The sequence below is a fragment of the Actinomycetota bacterium genome (assembly GCA_035640355.1).
GTDB lineage: Bacteria > Actinomycetota > UBA4738 > UBA4738 > HRBIN12 > CALGFI01.
The window spans coordinates 1-17,452 of sequence record DASQWI010000008.1 but is presented as its reverse complement, the minus strand read 5'-3'; the positions used below and the strand labels follow the sequence as shown (position 1 = coordinate 17,452).

Genomic DNA, 17,452 nt, shown 5'->3' with positions numbered 1-17,452 from the left:
AGGGCGGCACTGGCTGCTTCAGCTCACTGCGGAGGATTCGCAATGATGAGCCACCCGTAGAGCAAGTGCCATCGCGGTGAGGGTCGGATTGGCGTAGCCCCCGGTCGGAAAGACCGATGCCCCTGTGACGTACAGGTTGTCGACCCCATGGACGAGGGAGTTGCGGTCCACCACTCCGCGGCGAGGATCGTCCGACATCCGGGTCGTACCCATGTGGTGATGTGCACCTCTCAGCACGTTCGGAAGAGACGTCCGATTCACGATTGAGTCGATGGATTCGTGTCCGGCCGCGACAAGCCGCTCCGCGAGTTGGTTCTGGGACCGCTCATAGCTATCGACGTCCTGGTCGGTCAGTCGCCAATCCAGTCGAGCCATCGGCACACCAAACTCGTCTTTGGCGGATGTCAGACGTACTCGGCTGTCGGGATTCGGCACCTGCTCGGCCATCGCGAGGATGCGGAAGACCTGTGGACCTCGATGGCGGGGGTTCAGACGTCGGAGAACCTTCTCGCGGGTCAAGTCGAGCCCGAATCTGGCGATATGGTGGGAGCCCAAGGTTGCGCGTCGGATCTCTTCGGCGAAGTTGGACGTTCTCGCTCGCCCCATCAACGTCGCACGGACGTTCGCCGCCGCCCGAAGCGATCGCGCGGCAAATTCGCTCGCGTAGATTCTGCGAACGCGGGCGTTGAGAAAGAAGCGCTCGAAGACGAAGTACGATCGCAACAGTCGCTCCCGACGGATCACGTCCTCATGGAGGGCGTAGCTCATGCGTACAACAATGTCGTCGTGTAGGTGCGAGTCAAAGCTCGTGGGATCGTCGAACGCGCTGAAATCCTTGGGATGCAGTACGCCAGACACGAAGAGTGGATGCTCCATGAAGAATCGACCCACCAGACCATGCCCGTTGCCCACACCTTCACTATGTCGGGACCGAGACGCGAGGAGCATTCGCGCATTCTCGATGCCACCAGCGGCGAGGATGAAGACGCGGGCGTCAACGGAGAACCCTTTGGACCCCTGGGTCGCCACACCCACGGATGAAACGTGAGACGCCGACGCGTCACAACGAATGTCCACCGCCGTCGAGTTCGTGAGCACCGTCGCACTTGCCGACCCCGCGAGGTCGGCTCTCAGCCGCTCGGCGAAAAGAGGCGACGCGAGCACAAAGAGACACTGCTGGACGATCCCGTCGTGATCTTGGAAGGGGTTCGGGCCCGTTCCGTGGCTGCAGAGAGCGTCGAGGAATCCTGGCGGGCATCCCAACAATGACCACGCGAGGTCGTAGAACGGCCGCAGCTCGGACTTGCGGAATGGCCAGCCGCTGTGCGGTACCCAATCGCGCGGGGCGAAGTCGGCCTCGTCGAGCTCACGGAATCGGGCCAATCGATCACCCCAAGGGGTGTGGAGATCCCACTTGTTCGCCGTTCCTCCCAGCCCGAATCCGCGTGATTGCCCGACGTCATATTCGATTCCGGCATTACGCGCAGTGTGCGTCCGGCCACGACCGCTGTCGTCGTCGCCGCGTTCGAGGAGAGACACGCGCATCCCCTTACCGGCCAGCTGGCTGGCGACCAGCATGCCGGCGGGGCCTGCCCCAATGACGCAGACATCGAACCGCAGCACGTCGTCCTGCGTCACGGTGCGTCCGTCGACGATCATGAGCGTCCTGACCGGATGTGCCGCACGTTTGTAGCGTAAGGCATTGCAGAGGTACCGATTCCGACCAACAGTGCCTGTGTGTACGTATTCAATGTCCTCAGGATCACGTGCGGCCGCCGGCGACCACGAAGTCGCTGAGCCGTCGCCCGACGACTTCGAGCGAGAACTCCTCCCTGACCCGCCGTCTTGCTCGCGTCCCGAGCTTGCGCGCGCGTGCTGGATCGTCGAGGAGGCGTCCGAGCGCCGACGCCAGAGCGGTCGCATCCTCGCGCGGGACGACGACACCTCCGGACGCGTCGCCATCGGGTAACAGGTCTGCTACCCCTGACGTGTCCGCGGCGACGACCGGCAACCCACACGCCATGGCCTCGAGTGGAGCAATCGCAAAGCCCTCGTGCCGCGACGGGAGCGTGTAGACATCCGCGGCGCATAAGTACGTCTTGAGCTCCTCGCGATCGTGGACGAACCGGTCGATCCACCGGACGCGTAAGTTGCCCTCCACGCGCCGCCTGAGTTCAGCGGTGTTCCGTCCCCGTCCCACCAGGAGCAAGAGGAGTTCGCGATGCGGACGTTCGGCGCAGACGATCTGCCACGCATCCAGGAGCACGTCGAGACCCTTCCTCCACACCTGCGCGTGTCCGTGCCACTCGACGACCGCGGCGTTCTCGGCGATCCCCAGGCGCTCGCGTGCGGTACTCCGTTCGATCGGTTTCCAAGCCGCAACGTCTATTGGATTGGGGATGGCGGCGATCTGCTCGTCAGGAACGTCGTATGTCGCCTTGACCCGTTCGCGCTCGGAACGAGCCGCGACGATCAGGCCGTCGGCGCGTCGAACGGTGTATCGACGGATCGGTTGCTCGATGTGGCTGGCAGTTGCGTTCGTCCCCTGATACGTCGCATACACCGGACGGCCGTGCAGGGGTCGAGTCAGAACGCTGATGTCAAACCTGCTCGACTCATATTCCTGGCACAGGATCGCGTCGCACCGCTCGCGATCGAGCGTCTGCATGAGGGCCCGGACAGGTGTGGATGCGTAAGAGACTACGGAGGGCGGTACGGGTGATTTCGGCCAGCGCCCGCGCACCTTCAACAACAATCGATGGCGATATGGATCCCTGAGGACCCACACCGGCGCACCGGTCCCCCGGTGGATGAATCGCCGCGGTTCGGCCACACGGGACGACAGGAAAACGAGAACCATCCGAACGCCGACCGACATCAAGGCGTCGACGTAGTTGCAGATCCACCCGCTCTTCAGCCGCGTCCGGAAGTCCTCGATCGAGACGCCGATCTTGTCGTAGAAGTCCTCGAAGCGGTCCGGGCCGGCGACCAGCGCCACGGTGGGACGCCTATCGCCCGATCTCTCGGCTCGTGTCGCGTCCGCAATTGGTCCCCGCCGAGGCCGTTGCATCGACTGGCTAGCGATCGGTCGGCATCGGACGGTCGACCGGCACCTCGAGCGCCCGTAACCACGTGTGCGCCTGGGCCCTCCACGCCGCGTGGCGATCCTGGCGACGAGGGAGCGACAGCCGCTCGGCGAGACGGTATCGCGCCATCGCCCACAGGTGCGTGCTGACGGGTACGAGCTCACCCAGGAACGCCGCTCGCGCGAAGTGCGCCAGGGCTTTCCGGCGCCAGCCGGCGTTGAGGGCACGATGGGCAAGGTAGTGATGGAGCGGACCCCGGTCGATCGAGATGCCCTTCCGGCCGTCCATCAATGCCGCCTCATTCAGGATCAGGTCGATGTCGAGCGACGCCTGCGCCGGATGGATCCGGTACCCGACGAGGGGATCGGCGACGCAGGCAGGCTGGCTGGTTTGGCCGAGTCGGACCCACAGGTCCCAATCCGCGAGATTGACGAGGCGCGCGTCGAACCCGCCGGCCGTCTGGACCGACGCGCGGGTCGCGATGACACCCGAGCACCCTCCGGGTACGAGGTTCACGCTGGGTAGCCGCGTCAACACAACGGCGGGCGGTTCCGGGGGCGTCCCACCCATCATCCGCTGCTGCCGATCGATCTTGACCGCGCCCGTGTAGCACCACGTCGCGTGGGCCGCGGCGGCGTTCGAGAGCTGTGCCCGAAGCTTCGTTGGAGCCCACAAATCATCGTCGTCGAGGAACGCGATCCACGTTCCACGCGCGTTGTCGATCCCGTGGTTCCGCGTGGTGCTCACACCAAGCGGGGTGTCATGCCGAAGCGATCGGACACGAGGGTCATCGATCGCGGCCACCGCTTCGTCCGTTCCATCGGTGGAGCCGTCGTCCACGACGATGACCTCCAGCTCGACGTCTTCCTGCCACAAGACGGTCCGAAGCGTGAGCATGAGCAGATCGCGCCGATCATGCGTGGGGATCACCACGGACACCTGCGGTGTACTCATCGATCGGTGCGGACGAGACCCAGGCGTTCGCGCAGCGGCCGCGTCGCCGTACCTAGCTTCACCCTCGCGTGATATGCCGCCGATCGAGCGGTCGTCTTGCAACGCGAACGTGCGTCGAGAAGACGCTGCCGCAGAACGCTACTGGGCGCCCGGACAGGGTCGAATGAAGGCGGATAGCCGAGGTAGCGCGACTGTCGGCCGGCGATCCACTCGAACCGCTCGTGCTGGTCAGGGCTCCAGGATCGCCACCGTTCCTTCGGATCGAACTCCGGCCCCTTCGGGACGGGCTCCCAATGCACGGAGGTGCGTCCGGAACCGAAGTACTCCGAGGAGCCACGAACGGGCACGCTCGCGGCGGCGTCGAAATCGAACTCCTCTACATCCAACTCCACGAAGCGAAGGATGTCCGAAAGCGATCCTTTGAGGTCGTCGAGCAGGTCCTCGTACCGGACGACGAGAAAGCGCTCGCGGCTGGATGGCCGGATCAGTTGGAACCGGCGGATCTCGTCGGCCGCTGCGGCCCAACCCTTCGCGGCACGGTCGAAGTCCCAACCCAACGTGGACATGCACGACTGAACGACCGAGCGTCCATCGCGCACGAGAACCAGCAAGCGCGCGCGGGGGAAGAAAGTGAAGAAACGATCGATGTTCCGAACGCTCGGCGTCTTGGCAACGAGCCGCCGATCGCGGTCGACCCACAAAAACGAGAGCAAGCCGTCTCCGAGGCTCGCGTACAGCCGTCGCATCAGCTCGTCGTCGAACGATCCCCACATCGGATCCCATCGTTGCCGAACATCTTGGGCGTACGCCAGCAGGTGATCCGACTGCTCGACGAAGAAGTCCTCCTTCACCGGCTCACGCGCGGGAGCACAACGCGGATGTAGACGCAGCAGATCCAGCAAGAAGTTCGTCCCGCTCCTTGGCATGATGCCAAGGATGAAGATCGGATCGGCGTTCGCGATGTCGAGGGTCAACGAGGCGTCCAGTCCGTCAAGGTCGGTCATCCAAGAAGGTATCGCGCCGTGAAGGTCTCGGTCGTGATCCCCACCCACAACCGAACCGCATGGCTCGAGCTGACGATTCGAAGCGTCCTCCGGCAGCACCATTCGGACCTGGAGACAATCGTCGTCGACGACGGATCGACGGACGACACGCCGGAGCTGCTGTCACGGATGGCCGATCCGCGGGTTCGGGTCATCCGTCACGACTCTTCACAGGGCGTGGCAGCCAGTCGAAATCACGGAGCAGCCGAGGCACGGGGCGAATGGATCGGCTTCGTCGACGACGACGACGTGTGGGCACCGGACAAGCTCGCCAGCCAGCTCGACGCGGCCGACGCGGCCGGCCGGACATGGGTCTACGCCGGAGTCGTCCATGTGGACGACCACACCCGCCTCATTGGCGGCAGGCCGCCACTGCCGCCCGACGCCGTAGCTCGCCTGGTCCGTCACTACAACGTCGTGCCCGGAGGAGGCTCGAACGTGATCGTTCAGCGAGACGCGTTTCAGCGCGCCGGGCCATTCGACGTGCGGTTGAAGAACACGGAGGACTGGGAGATGTGGATCCGGCTCAACGAGCAAGGGCCGCCGGCGTGGGTCCCCCGACCGCTCGTCGGGAAGCGGGAGCACGCACGGATGGCCTCGCTCGACGTGACGGCGATCTTCGAAGGCGTCTCGCTGATCGAGCGGCGACACGAAACGAACGTCGACCGAGGCGTCCTCCACCGGTGGATCGCGGAGGTGTCCCTCCGTAATGGACAGCGGCTCGAGGCGATCAAGCACATGGCGATCGCGGCGGTTCGCGGACAGGCGCCGGGCGTTTCGCGCGACGCGGCGACGATCATAAGAAGGCGTCTGCATCTCGACCGACCGCCCACAGCAACGCCGGCGGCGCACGCCGAGTGGGCCGAGGAGGCGCGCGCCTGGGTCGACGAGCTTCTGCGGACGAGCGCGACTGGAGCGGACGGTGGCGGTCCGAGGTGAGACCGCGCCGGGCTTGCTTTGCTCACACGGCGCGCTGGGATGAGCGGACGGTCCCCTGGCCCGGGTTCCGCAGGCCAGCCAAGAGACCAGCCGGAAGACCGGTCAGCTCGCCCAGGCCCATCGCCATCAGCTCCGGGTTCCTCGTCAACGCCGCCCGCATCACAAGCCACGGCGCCCGAACGAAGTCACGGATCGCCCGCGTAACGATGAACGGATCACCGCGGCGAACGTACTTCCCGTAGAAGGCGCCCTGTCCCCTGGCGTACCGTTGGTACACCTCCTTCAACTCATCGCGACCCTGCCACGCGACGTGCGAGACCACTGCGTCTGGGTCGTAGACGATCGGGATCCTGGACCGGAGCGCCCGGTATGCCCACTCGTTATCCTCGCCCGCCAAGCGGAGCGACGGATGTTCGTCCATGTACCCGATCCGTTCAAGCAGCCGGATGGGGAGCGCCATGTTCGGCGGGTACAGGACGTCCCGGTCGATCATCGGCCTCGAATACGTCGTCGGCTCTGCCGACGTCACGATCGTCAGGACCACGCCGTCGCCGTCGGGTTCGACGCGGCCGGTGACGATCGCATCACCGACACCGCGCACGCGAGCGGAGATGGTCTCCAGCCAGTCGGCGCGAACGCGGCAATCGTCGTGCGTGGTCGCGACGAAAGGTGTCTGCACGCACTCGAAGCCGCGGTTGGTCGCCGCGGCGATGCCGGACTCGTCCGAGCGGACGTGCGTGATGGACAGACCCGCCGTACGAAGGCGTGCGACCCATGGATCGATCAGGTTGGTTCGGCTCTGATCGACGACGACGATCCCGCCCGGCCACACCGTGCCCGCCGCGATCGAGTCCAGGCACCCCTCGAGCAGCTCCCTCCCCACAGTTGGGATGACGACGGTGACGTCTGCTGCGACCGAATGCTCAGTCACCGGCTCGCCACGTCGCCACGAGATCGTCGAACGCGAAGACGCGATCAACGTCGGCCATGCTGGGGCAAGGGATCGCCCACAATTCCCCCGCGAGAGAGAAGTCGGCGAGCTCGCCCGTGTAGTACTCCAGCGCCTCGCGAGCTGCCCAGTCATAGACGAACTCGTGGACGAAGAACGCGCCCCTCGGGGCGGGGTCGACCACAGTCCTCGTAACGCCGCAAACGGCGATGTCGGCGTCGTCGGAAATCTCTGCCGCGATCTGACGCGACGCCGATTCCGTGAATCCCGCGCTTTGAACGCGAACCCATGCGCTCAACCCCAACGACAAGATGGCGGCGGTTGCAAACACCCCGGCCAGAGCTCCCCACGCTCGTGGTCTTCGGAAGTGGACGAGCGGAGCGATCATCCCCACGACGCCGCACATCACGAGCCACGTCGGCGCGAACAACCGCGGAGAGCCTTGCTGCGGCACGTTGAAGACGATCGGTGCATTGATCGCGACCACGAGGACGAACCCTGCGAGAAAGGTCCGCGCGACGCCGCGCCGGTCGGCCGGAGCGGGCCCGGGCGTGACGCCGTCAGGCGCAAAGCGCCATCCAAGGAGCGCTCCGGCTACCAGAACGCCTATACCCACGGGAAACGACCACAGGATGGCGAGCGGGATGGACTGCGCGCCGAGGCCGACAGCAACGAATCGCGGGAAGAACGCGGGATCGCCAACGGCGCTGGACACGCGCTCCGCGAGCGAGGCCTGCAACCGCGGGTCATCGCCCGGCCAGGCGACGACCAGGACGATCAGCACGACGATAACGGCCAACGTCGACACGAGCGCGGTACGCCGCCGTTCCGGCCGTACCGTCAGCCACACCGCCACCGGGAGCGCCAGGATCACCTGCTCGACCGAAAGGCAGGCACCGACGACGGCGAGCGAACCCCAGACGTGGCTGCCGTTGCGGTGCAATCGGAGCGCGGCGAGCGCAAGAGCGAGCCCCAGTGGGACATGCATGGCCGCCGGCCACAGCGCGGCCTCCATCCCGACCGGCTGCAGCAACCAGAGCGCGCCGGCGAGCTCCGGCCACGGTCCTGGTACGCCGATGTCGCGAAGAAGTCCCCTGAGGAGTACGGCGACCGCGAGCGTGAGCACGAGGGGTACTGCGATCGCGAATCCGAACGGAAGGTTCTGGCAAACGCCAGTAGTGACCGCGATCTCGATCAGGTGCGCCTTCCGTAAGACTCCGAGGCGGTCGAGCGAATCACCGAGTGCCGACGAAAGACCGATGCGCTGCGGCTCCAGGCAGTTCACGAAGTCGTCGGCGAGCGGCGCGCCACGCACGACGACCGGGAGCGAGACGGCAACGAACAGGGTGGCGATGACGAGGAGGACGACCAGCCCGACGCGCGACGAACGAATGCGTTCAGAGCGCTCGATCGTCGTCACCTCGGCGCTCACGATGTCCTCACGGCGTCCTTGAGCGGCTCCAGCCACTCTCGCGCCTGCGCGATCCAGCTGTCGTGGCCGGCGCTCCCTCGCTGCTTTCGCCGGGTCGCGAAACCGGGGTCGACGATTGCAACGGCGATCCGTCCCAGCGAAGCGATGTCGCCGGCGGCAGCGGCGCGAGCGTAGTACCGCGCGGCGTCGGCTCGGCGCCCTTCCAGGAGCGCGTGCCAAGCGGCCCATCGGAGGTGTCGCGCTCGATCGATCCGGATCCCGTAGCGCTTGGCCACAAGGTCGAGCTGCCGCAGCATCGAATCCATGTTTCGAGAGGCGTTGCCGTCGTGATACGTGATCGCCACGAGCGGACGACTCACCGAGTCGGGAGGTCCGGCGCGGGCCAGCCGGATCCACATGTCCCAGTCCTCGCTGTTGGTCAGCCCGATATCGAACGGACCCGCAGCGGCCAGGGCCTCGGCGGAGACGACGACGTTCGACGCCCCGGCCGGCACCGAGTTGTGTCGCTCCACGAGGCGAACCACCTCATCGGACGACGGGGGCGGCCCACCCCCGAGGATGTTCAGCTCGCTATCGACCGCCACGTCACCCCCAAACGACCACGCCGTGCCGTTGGCGTCCATCACGCTGACCTGTCGAGCCAACTTGTCAGGCGACCAGACGTCGTCATCGTCGAGGAACGCGATCCATCGGCCCTTCGCTTCGGAGATCCCGGTGTTGCGAGCCGCGCTGACGCCCTCCGATACGGTCTTCCTCACGTAACGCACTCGCGGGTCGGCGAGCTGCGACATCATCTCGTTCGTCGCGTCCGTTGACGCGTCGTCGACGACGAGCACTTCGAGTTGGACGCCCGTCTGCGCGAGAGCGCTGGTGACCGCGCGGTTCAGGAAGCGATACCGGTCACGAGTCGGCAGTACCACGCTCACGTCCGGATCGCTCACCGGCTCAACCTGATCGCCGTGCCGACGAGGAAATCGTCGACGTCGAGCTCGCCGGGTTCCCATCGACCGAGCAGGTACCGATCGTCGCCACGACGTATCGCGTGCGGGCGCCCTGTCCAGGCCGCCTCGTATCCGGCTTCCCTCGCACTGTTCGCGGTCCTACGGTCGGCCTTGCCGTGCGGATAGGCGAAGTGCACAAGCGGGCGGCCGATCACGCCCTCGATCTCCTTCCGTCCCGCCCTCAGCGCCGCCGCGACCTCTTCGTCATCGAGCCCTACGAGCACCTTGTGGCTGAGCGTATGGAAACCGATCGCCATACCGGCGCGTGACAGCCGCAGGATCTCCTGGCTGCCGAGATGCCGTGGCGCGTTCGGCGCCTCCGCCTCGAGGCGCTCCTGCAACGCAGGGTCGATCTCACACGCGCGGATCACGTCGTCGATGCGATCTGTCGCCACGCCGACGAGACGAGCGACCGTTCCGATGCCTCGTTTGGCCACCAGCCGCTCCAGTTGTTCGAACCAGTACGGGCCGAGTCCATGGAGCGAACGACCCGACAGGAAGAACGTCGCGGGCGCCCCAAGTTCGATGAGCGCGGGCAAAGCGTCCTCGAAGTGCGTCGCAAAGTCGTCGTCGAGCGTGATCGCGAACCTCGGTTTCGAGTGGCGATCCAGATCACGGACGATCTCATCGAGGGGAACGATGTTGCCGACGTCGGCAAGTGCTTCCAGCTGGCGTCGGAACAGCATTGGGGGAACGCTGGGCACGACCTCGTGCTCAGGCGGCTCCGCCGCCGTCACCCGGTGGTACACGAGTACCAGGCTCCGGCCTTCGAGCGCAGCAATGGCGCGAACTGCGTCGCCGATCGGTCTGGCGCGAAGGAACGTTCGAACCAGGCGCTTGACGGCGGCGCCTCCACGCGTGCCGATCACGGAGACGACGGCGTTGCGGCCTCGAGGCGCGACAGATCGTCGAGCCATTCCTGCGCCTCGCGACGCCGCTCGTCATCCGCCGGCGACTGCGGTAACAGTGCGAACAGGCGATTCGAGCCGACTGCCGGATGCACCAGCGCCACCGCGGCTCTTGCCGCCGACCGGACATCTCCCATCGCAACCGCCCGTGCGTAGTGACGGATCGCCCTGTGGCGGTCGTTGGCGCGGAGGGAGATCCAGGCCGCTCGGCGCCGCATCGCGGCGCGATCGACGGGGATGCCGTGCCGCGCGGCGAGGCGGTCGGCCTCCTCGATGATCGCCGTCGTCTCCGCCGCGACGTTAGCGGTATGGAACCGGTAGGCGACCAATGGCCGAGGGACGAACGCCGGTGGCCCCGTTCGCGCCACCCTGATCCACATGTCCCAGTCCTCGGTCCGGTGGAGTCCGGGGTCGAACTGGCCCGCCTCGGCCAATGCATCGGCGCGAACGAGAACATTCGAGGCCCCGCTGGGCACAGGGTTGTATCGGGGCAGTCGCTCCATGACCTGCTCCGGCGTAGGAGGGGCGGAGGCGGTGAGAACGCGCAAGTCGCCATCGACGTTCACGTCTCCCGTGTACACCCACGTTCGGCTCGATCTCGTCGCAGCCTCGAGCTGGAACGCAAGCTTCTGCGGCGCCCACAGGTCGTCATCATCGAGGAACGCAACCCACTCGCCTCTCGCCTCTGCGATCCCACGATTCCGTGCCGCGCTCACGCCACCAGATGGCGTTTGCCGAACGACCCTCACGCGGCGGTCGGCGAGCGAAGACACCATGCCCGCGACATCGTCCGTGGATGCGTCGTCCACCACGATGATCTCGATATCGACGTCTTGCTGGCTGAGCACGCTGACAACCGCGAGACGCAAGAGATCGCGGCGGTCGCGAGTCGGGATGACCACCGAGACGTCGGTCATGGCTTGTGCGCGACGAGGATGACGTTCTTCCCGACCGGTGGATCACCCAAGATACGCTGGAGTACTCGGCTGAGAGGCACGATCACCCGGTCGTACCCCCAGATCGTCGAGCTCGAGATCGTCGAATGGTGGAGCCACCGGTAAACGATCAGATACGGCATCACGCCGAGCACGTCGAAGTACCGCAGGAGTGTGACGCGCAGACCCGCCGCTTCGACGATCTGCCGAAGGCGACGCCGAGTGTACCGACGATAGTGACCGGCCTTGTGGTCGAGGTCGCCGTAGAGGGCCTCGAGGGCAGGCCCGAAAACGAGAAGCGCGCCGCCGGGACGCAACGCCTCGGCCGCCAACCGAATCTCGCGCTCGTCATCGGCGATGTGCTCCAGGACGTTCACGTAGAGCACGGCGTCGAACGCGTCGTCGGAACGAGGGTAGTCGGCGAGGGTCTCCCGCCTCGCGACCACGCGGTCGGTGTGCGCGGCGTACGCCTCGAGGCCGGCGAACATGTTGCGCGCCGGTTCCAGCGCGACGACCGACACGTCCGGGAAGCGCTCGACCAGCTTGCGGGTGATCGTCCCGGTTCCCGCCCCCACCTCGAGAACGCGCCCGTGCAGGTACCGCTCGAATGATTCGAGGACCCAGTCGAAGAAATACCTGCTTGCCGCGAGGCACTCGATGTCGTCGTCGGCTCCGAAGTGGTCGACGGCGAACGCTCGTCCGGCGGGCGACAGACGCCGCTCCCGGATGCCTTGCATCTCTCGGCGCAGCGCGACGAGGTGTGCGCCGAACTCGCCGATGTCACCGACCGACAGCCCACCGCCGCCGGCCACCGGGGAGCGGTAGATGATCGGAGCCTCTTCGACACGGTAGCCGCGAGCGATCGCCTTCGCGACGAAGGCAGTGTGCACGCTGTACGGGTCGACCGGCGTCGTCGCGAGGTCGAATTCGCGAAGGAGCTCGACCCGCGCGACGCGGAAGCTCGTCGTCGCATCACCGATCCGGGGGCTCGCCGTCACCCACCGGAACGCGAGGTTCGCCAGCCTCCCCAGGAGCCACCGTGATGGGCTGAGGCCGGGCGTGCCGCTCCCGTGCGTCCACCGCGAGCCGATGACGACGTGGCAGTCACGGTCGATCAGGTGATCGATGAGATTGGGGATCTCGGTCGGATCGTGGCGTCCGTTCGCATCGAGCGTCACGACGAGATCGGCCGTTCCCGCTTCGACGACGCGCCGGAAGCCCTCGAGATACGCCTCGCCGGATCCGGATGCCGGCCCGTCGACGACCGTCAACGGCAAGCCGAGCTCGCTCGCCACCTGCTTGGCGGCCTCGCCATGCCAGCCCCCGTCGACGAGCAGAACCTCGAGGTCGATCTCTCGCGTGCGCAGGGCATACGCCGCTACGGCGAGATCGCGGACGACAGCCCCGATCGCCTCGTGAACGCCGTATGCCGGCAACACGACGGTTGCCACCTGTAGACGCTTCATGCCTCGCGGCCCTCCACGCGCCGATAGCGCACCTCGACAGCGGTTACCGTATCGGCGTGCGCATCGCCCAGGTTGCGCCGCGGGGCGAGCAGCCCTGGTCCGGCGTCCTGACGGTCATCGTTCACCTGTCCGCCGCATTGGCGCGACGGGGCCACGAGGTCGAGGTCTGGCGGTGGTCCGATTGGCCCTCAGACCGCTACGCGGTGCAGCGTCGTGTGTTGGAGACGGGCGGCGTGGTCGAGGTACCTCTACCGGGATCGTGGATCCCGGGTCGAGCAGCGGGAGCGCTCGCCGAGATACGAGCGGTCGACGTCATACACCTCCACGGTGCGTTCAATCCGTCGAACACGGCAATCGCGCGCTCTCTCCGGCGCCCGTACGCGTTCACTCCGCACAGTGGTTACGACCCGGTTTCCCTCCGGCGGAGCCGTTGGGCCAAGCTTGCCTACCGCACGGTATTTGAACGGCGGATGCTCGAGCGGGCCGCACTGCTCGTCGCACTCACCGATGCGGAGCTCTACGACCTCCGCCGATTCGGCGCGACCGCGCCGGCGGAAGTGATCCCGAACGGGGTCGAGCCGTCTCCGGACGACCTCGACGCCGATGCGTTCCGCCGAGAGCTCGCCCTGCCGGGCGATGCGCCTCTCGCCGTGTTCGTCGGTCGCCTCGACGTCCATCGAAAGGGACTCGACGTGCTCGTCCGAGGGATCGCCGATGCCCCGGATTGGCACCTTGCACTGGTCGGTCCGCCGTTTCGCGACGTCGAACTCCTGGAGCGGATCGTTGCCGAGCTGAACCTCGGCGACCGCGTGCACTTCGTCGGGGAACGCCATGGCCGCCACCTTCAGCAGACCGTCTACGGAGCTGATGTGTTTGCTTTGACGTCCCGATGGGAGGGCATGCCGATGGTCCTCCTCGAGGCGCTCGCGCTCGCGCGCCCCGCCGTGGTCAGCTCGGCCGTCGAGCGAACGGTCGGCGTCGCCGACGCCGGCGCCGGCTGGGTCGTGAACGAGGGCGATGTCGGACGCGTTCTTCGCGGCATCCACAGGGAAGAGCTCTCGGAGCGTGGCCGAGCGGCGCTTCAGCTATCGAAGCGATACGACTGGGATCCGGTGGCCGAGCGATACGAGGCCGCCTACGAGCGAGCTCGTGGATCGCGTGAGCGAGTGAGTCCGTGAGTCGGCCGGCGCTGGACGAGCCCACCGGTGCGGAGCGCCTCCGAGAGCCTCAAAGCGAGACGGCGTCGAGCGATCGATGGACGCCACGGTGGCTCTCGTGGTCGCTGATCGCCAGTGCGGGCCTCGTCTTCCTCGCCTGGCTCTTCCTGTCGGTGATGCACGTCGACGACCGATATCAGCTCGACCACGTGTCGGGCGCCCGCATCGCGCTCGCTCAGCGCTTCAACGACGGGACGCTCTATCCAGAGCTGTACGACGGCCGCCTGTACGGCGGAACGAGGTTCATGCCCATCCCCATCGTCGTGCACGGTCTGGTCGCTCGGCTCACCGATGACTATGTCGTCTCGGGCAAGCTCGTCAGCTACGCGTTCACGGCGGCGCTCGTCGCGACGATGTTCGTTCTGCTGCGGCGTCTGCGGTGCCCGTTCGCGCTCGCCGTCGCCCTGCCGGCGCTGGTGCTGACCACTGCTACCGGATTGTCCGGCTCGATGAACGCTCGCGCCGACGTGCTTCCGCTCCTGCTTCAGGTGATCGCCGTGGGGATCGTCGCAGACACCGCTCGACGAGGTCCGACGATCGCCGCGGGCGCTCTCGCCGGTGTCGCGTTCATGTCGAAGCTCAGCGCCGTGTGGGCGCCGGTCGCGATCGTCATCTGGCTCTTCGCCCGCGACCGCAAGCGGACCCCTATGTTCGCCGTGGCATTCGTCGCCACGGCCGGAGCGCTCCTCGCGCTGTTCACCGTGATCACCGACGGACGCATCCTGGAGAACGTCTTCGGTCTTTCGACCTCCGGCGTCACCGGACTTCGCTCGATCCTGTTGACCCCCTACCGGTTCGTCCATCTCATGGTCGACCAGATGACGACGGCGTGGGCGGTGATCCCACTCGTCGGCCTCGCAGCGTGGACGTCCATGAGATTCCGAGCCGCCTCGATCTGGCTGGTCAGCCTGCTCTGTGCCCTGGGCGTTGTCCTGGTCGTGCTCACCGACGTGGGGACGGGCTTCAACCAGCTGATCGACATCGTCGTGTTGATCGCCATCGTGATCGGTGAGTTCGTCGGACGCCTGTGGGACGAGCACGCCGCGATCGAGGCAGGGACCGCGCGCATCCTCCAGACCGTCATCGTCCTCGTTCTGCTCTGGGTCACGCTGAGCGGCCTCGCCGTGACGTTCGGCCCGGACGTCGAAACGACGCTCCAAGGGCAGGTGTCGTTCGACCCCGAGCCGCTCGCGGGCCTCGAGCCACCTCCCCGCTCCGTGCTCTCCGACGACCCATACGTCCCCGTCTCACTGGGACAGGTGCCGGTCGTGCTCGACGCGTTCATGCTTCCGCGGCTCGCGGACGAGCACCCCGATGCGATCCCAGATCTTGTCGAGCGCATCGATGCCCGCGAGTTCGACCTCATCGTCCTCGTCGAGCCGCTCGAGCCGGTCGAGAGATCGTGGTGGACGGAGCAGCATTTCGGTATCGACGTCGCACGCGCGATGTCGCGCGCCTACACGTACGTCGGGAGGATGCAGGGGTATCACCTGTACGAGCCGAACGCGGACACCGCGACGTGACCGTTCGGGAGGAGGTGCGCGCGGGCGGGTGGCTCGGGGCGATCGAGCGATCGGTATACCGCATCCTCACGTTCAGGCCCGACCTGGACGGCCGGATCCTCGTCGCCGGCGTCTTGGCGCTCTACTTCCTCGTTGTCACGATCCCGCGGCTGTTCGGCGTCGACGTCTGGCCGGCGCTCGGAGTCCCGTCGGGTCCCTCACTCTTCTTCGACACTCGCAACCTCACCGCTGCGCTCGAATGCCGCCGCCTCGGCTACGACCCCCTCGTCGAGAGCCCGTGCGACCCCTGGGGCAGGCCGCTCAACTACCCACGCGTCTGGCTCGTCCTGCGGTTCTTGGGGCTGAACCAGTCGCACACCGTCGCCCTGGCCCTCGTGTTCATCGCGCTGTTCTTCGTCGCGGTGTTCTTGCTGATGGGCAGGATCACGTTGGGGCGCGGCGCGCTGCTGGCCGTAGCAGTGTGCTCGCCGGCCGTCATGTTCGCGATCGAGCGCGCGAACCTCGACATCGTCGTGTTTACGCTCATGGTCGCGGCAGTGCTGCTCTGGCGAACCGCCCGCCCGTGGGCGCAGGCGGTTAGTCCGATCGTCGTGCTGATCGGGGCGACCGCCAAGATCTATCCGGTCTTCGGGCTGCCCGCGTACCTGTTCGTCCGCCGACGCGTCCCTGCCATCGTCGCGAGCGTGTGCGTCGCGGTGTTCGCCGCATACGCGCTGATCAGCTTGAGCGATATCGAGGCCGTCGCTCGGGTCGCCCCGCAGGGACAGCACTACGCGTTCGGCGCGCGGATCCTCCCCGTCGCCATCTACCACCTCGTCGTTCCGGATCGATGGGAGGGAGGACTCGTTTCCAAGCAGGTGCTGGTCATCGGGCCCGCGCTCGCGATCGGAGCACTGATCTGGTTCCTCGGTCGTCGGCGGCTGCCGCTCGAGGACGAGGCGGCGGACACCGCGACCCGACTGGCGTTCTTCGTCGGCGCCCTCATCTTCCTGGGAACGTTCGCGGTCGGAAACAACTTCGACTACCGACTCGTCTTCACGCTGCTCACGCTGCCGCAGCTCTTCGAGTGGGCTACAGAGGAACGCGGCGCCCCCAGGGGCCGGTTGGCCGCCGTTTCGATCGTGGCCTTGCTGGTGCTCCTGTGGATTGGAGCCCTGTCGGAGCCACTCAGGCTGGGCGACGAGGTGGTGACCTGGGCCTTCGTCGGGCTGATGATCGCCCTGCTCGGCGCCTCGGTCCCCCGGCTCCGGGCGGTGTGGAACCTCGTCCGCTCGCGGGCGACCACAGCCATATGACCGTTGTACGCAGGGCGAGGCGCTCCGTATCCTCGCGGCACCGATGGATACGCCGGACACGCGAGCCGACCTGAACATCCCGATGGAGGAACATTCGAACGCCGTCGGGGCGCCGACGGTCCGACCCCTCGGCGTACCCCGGAAGATCGGTCTCGCCAGAGCCGTCGTCACGACGGCACGTCCGCGCCAGTGGGCGAAGAACGTGCTGGTGTTCGGTGCGCCGGCCACGGGTGGCGTACTCCTCGAGCCTGAACCGCTCCGGGCGGCCGTCGCCGCATTCGTTGCGTTCTGTCTCGTCGCGAGCGGCGTGTACTTCCTGAACGACGTGGTCGACGTCGCGTCGGATCTCCAGCATCCGACGAAACGACTTCGGCCGATCGCCGCGGGCGCGATCTCCCGTGGGCTCGCCATCGCCGTCGGCGCCCTCCTCGTTGTCGCGGGGATGGCCGTCGGCGCCATCGGGGCAGGCGCCGCACTCGTCGGCGTCCTCGCCGGATACGTGGGCCTCTTCTTCGCGTACACGTTCGTCCTGCGGAACATCGCGTTGCTCGATTTGGCCGGAGTCGCGGGAGGGTTCCTGTTGCGCGCGGTGGCCGGCGGCGTCGCGACCGATGTGCCGCTCTCGATGTGGTTCCTGATGGTCGCGGGGTTCGGTTCGCTGTTCCTCGCTGCGGGCAAGCGCCACGCTGAATTCGTTCAGCTCG

Annotated in this window: 15 protein-coding genes; 5 read left to right on the top strand and 10 right to left on the bottom strand. The window is 66.7% G+C overall.

Features of this window, described 5'->3' with window-relative positions:
• Positions 1-18: 18 nt before the first annotated feature.
• The 4 genes from VFA08_04245 to VFA08_04230 all read right to left on the bottom strand — a co-directional run bounded on the left by VFA08_04245 (position 19) and on the right by VFA08_04230 (position 5,044).
• Complete coding sequence (locus VFA08_04245) at positions 19-1,659, bottom strand: GMC family oxidoreductase (protein ID HYZ12799.1); 1,641 nt, start codon at positions 1,657-1,659, stop codon at positions 19-21.
• Between the two features lie 103 nt (positions 1,660-1,762).
• Complete coding sequence (locus tag VFA08_04240) at positions 1,763-2,998, bottom strand: glycosyltransferase family 4 protein (protein HYZ12798.1); 1,236 nt, start codon at positions 2,996-2,998, stop codon at positions 1,763-1,765.
• 79 nt (positions 2,999-3,077) lie between these two features.
• Complete coding sequence (locus VFA08_04235) at positions 3,078-4,040, bottom strand: glycosyltransferase (GenBank protein HYZ12797.1); 963 nt, start codon at positions 4,038-4,040, stop codon at positions 3,078-3,080.
• Entirely contained in the window at positions 4,037-5,044 is a 1,008-nt protein-coding gene (locus VFA08_04230) for a sulfotransferase (GenBank protein ID HYZ12796.1), read from the bottom strand. Before VFA08_04230 ends, VFA08_04235 begins: the two co-directional genes overlap by 4 nt.
• Before the next feature lie 18 nt (positions 5,045-5,062).
• Between VFA08_04230 and VFA08_04225 the strand changes: the two genes are divergently transcribed.
• Positions 5,063-6,022 carry a glycosyltransferase family 2 protein gene (locus tag VFA08_04225; GenBank protein HYZ12795.1) on the top strand — a complete coding sequence of 320 codons (960 nt, stop codon included), beginning with the start codon at positions 5,063-5,065 and terminating at the stop codon, positions 6,020-6,022.
• Between the two features lie 22 nt (positions 6,023-6,044).
• On the opposite strand, the gene VFA08_04220 is transcribed toward VFA08_04225, so the two are convergent.
• The 6 genes from VFA08_04220 to VFA08_04195 are packed head-to-tail and all read right to left on the bottom strand — an operon-like array spanning position 6,045 to position 12,713.
• Positions 6,045-6,953 (bottom strand): glycosyltransferase, encoded by a 909-nt coding sequence (locus VFA08_04220; protein HYZ12794.1) that lies wholly within the window; start codon positions 6,951-6,953, stop codon positions 6,045-6,047.
• Positions 6,946-8,403, bottom strand: a complete 1,458-nt coding sequence (locus VFA08_04215) for a hypothetical protein (protein ID HYZ12793.1) — start codon at positions 8,401-8,403, stop codon at positions 6,946-6,948. The genes VFA08_04220 and VFA08_04215 overlap by 8 nt, the downstream gene beginning before the upstream one ends.
• On the bottom strand, positions 8,400-9,344 hold the full coding sequence (locus VFA08_04210) for a glycosyltransferase (GenBank protein HYZ12792.1): 945 nt from the start codon (positions 9,342-9,344) through the stop codon (positions 8,400-8,402). The genes VFA08_04215 and VFA08_04210 overlap by 4 nt, the downstream gene beginning before the upstream one ends.
• Positions 9,341-10,321 (bottom strand): polysaccharide deacetylase family protein, encoded by a 981-nt coding sequence (locus tag VFA08_04205; GenBank protein ID HYZ12791.1) that lies wholly within the window; start codon positions 10,319-10,321, stop codon positions 9,341-9,343. The genes VFA08_04210 and VFA08_04205 overlap by 4 nt, the downstream gene beginning before the upstream one ends.
• Entirely contained in the window at positions 10,270-11,229 is a 960-nt protein-coding gene (locus VFA08_04200) for a glycosyltransferase (protein ID HYZ12790.1), read from the bottom strand. The genes VFA08_04205 and VFA08_04200 overlap by 52 nt, the downstream gene beginning before the upstream one ends.
• Positions 11,226-12,713 (bottom strand): methyltransferase domain-containing protein, encoded by a 1,488-nt coding sequence (locus VFA08_04195; GenBank protein HYZ12789.1) that lies wholly within the window; start codon positions 12,711-12,713, stop codon positions 11,226-11,228. Before VFA08_04195 ends, VFA08_04200 begins: the two co-directional genes overlap by 4 nt.
• Positions 12,714-12,769: 56 nt before the next feature.
• On the opposite strand from VFA08_04195, the gene VFA08_04190 reads away from it, so the two are divergent.
• The 4 genes from VFA08_04190 to VFA08_04175 all read left to right on the top strand — a co-directional run.
• Positions 12,770-13,891 carry a glycosyltransferase gene (locus VFA08_04190; protein ID HYZ12788.1) on the top strand — a complete coding sequence of 374 codons (1,122 nt, stop codon included), beginning with the start codon at positions 12,770-12,772 and terminating at the stop codon, positions 13,889-13,891.
• Positions 13,888-15,453, top strand: coding sequence for a glycosyltransferase family 87 protein (locus VFA08_04185; protein HYZ12787.1), 1,566 nt, complete (start codon positions 13,888-13,890; stop codon positions 15,451-15,453). Before VFA08_04190 ends, VFA08_04185 begins: the two co-directional genes overlap by 4 nt.
• Complete coding sequence (locus VFA08_04180) at positions 15,450-16,748, top strand: hypothetical protein (protein HYZ12786.1); 1,299 nt, start codon at positions 15,450-15,452, stop codon at positions 16,746-16,748. Before VFA08_04185 ends, VFA08_04180 begins: the two co-directional genes overlap by 4 nt.
• A 43-nt stretch (positions 16,749-16,791) precedes the next feature.
• On the top strand, positions 16,792-17,452 hold a 661-nt coding region (locus VFA08_04175), incomplete at its 3' end, for a decaprenyl-phosphate phosphoribosyltransferase (GenBank protein HYZ12785.1).

What these genes read in the sequence shown, in the direction of transcription:
- VFA08_04245 (HYZ12799.1), bottom strand. Translation starts at nt 1,659, where the DNA reads ATGATCGTCGACGGACGCACCGTGACGCAGGACGACGTGCTGCGGTTC.
- VFA08_04235 (HYZ12797.1), bottom strand. Translation starts at nt 4,040, where the DNA reads ATGAGTACACCGCAGGTGTCCGTGGTGATCCCCACGCATGATCGGCGC.
- VFA08_04230 (HYZ12796.1), bottom strand. Translation starts at nt 5,044, where the DNA reads ATGACCGACCTTGACGGACTGGACGCCTCGTTGACCCTCGACATCGCG.
- VFA08_04205 (HYZ12791.1), bottom strand. Translation starts at nt 10,321, where the DNA reads ATGGCTCGACGATCTGTCGCGCCTCGAGGCCGCAACGCCGTCGTCTCC.
- VFA08_04200 (HYZ12790.1), bottom strand. Translation starts at nt 11,229, where the DNA reads ATGACCGACGTCTCGGTGGTCATCCCGACTCGCGACCGCCGCGATCTC.
- VFA08_04195 (HYZ12789.1), bottom strand. Translation starts at nt 12,713, where the DNA reads ATGAAGCGTCTACAGGTGGCAACCGTCGTGTTGCCGGCATACGGCGTT.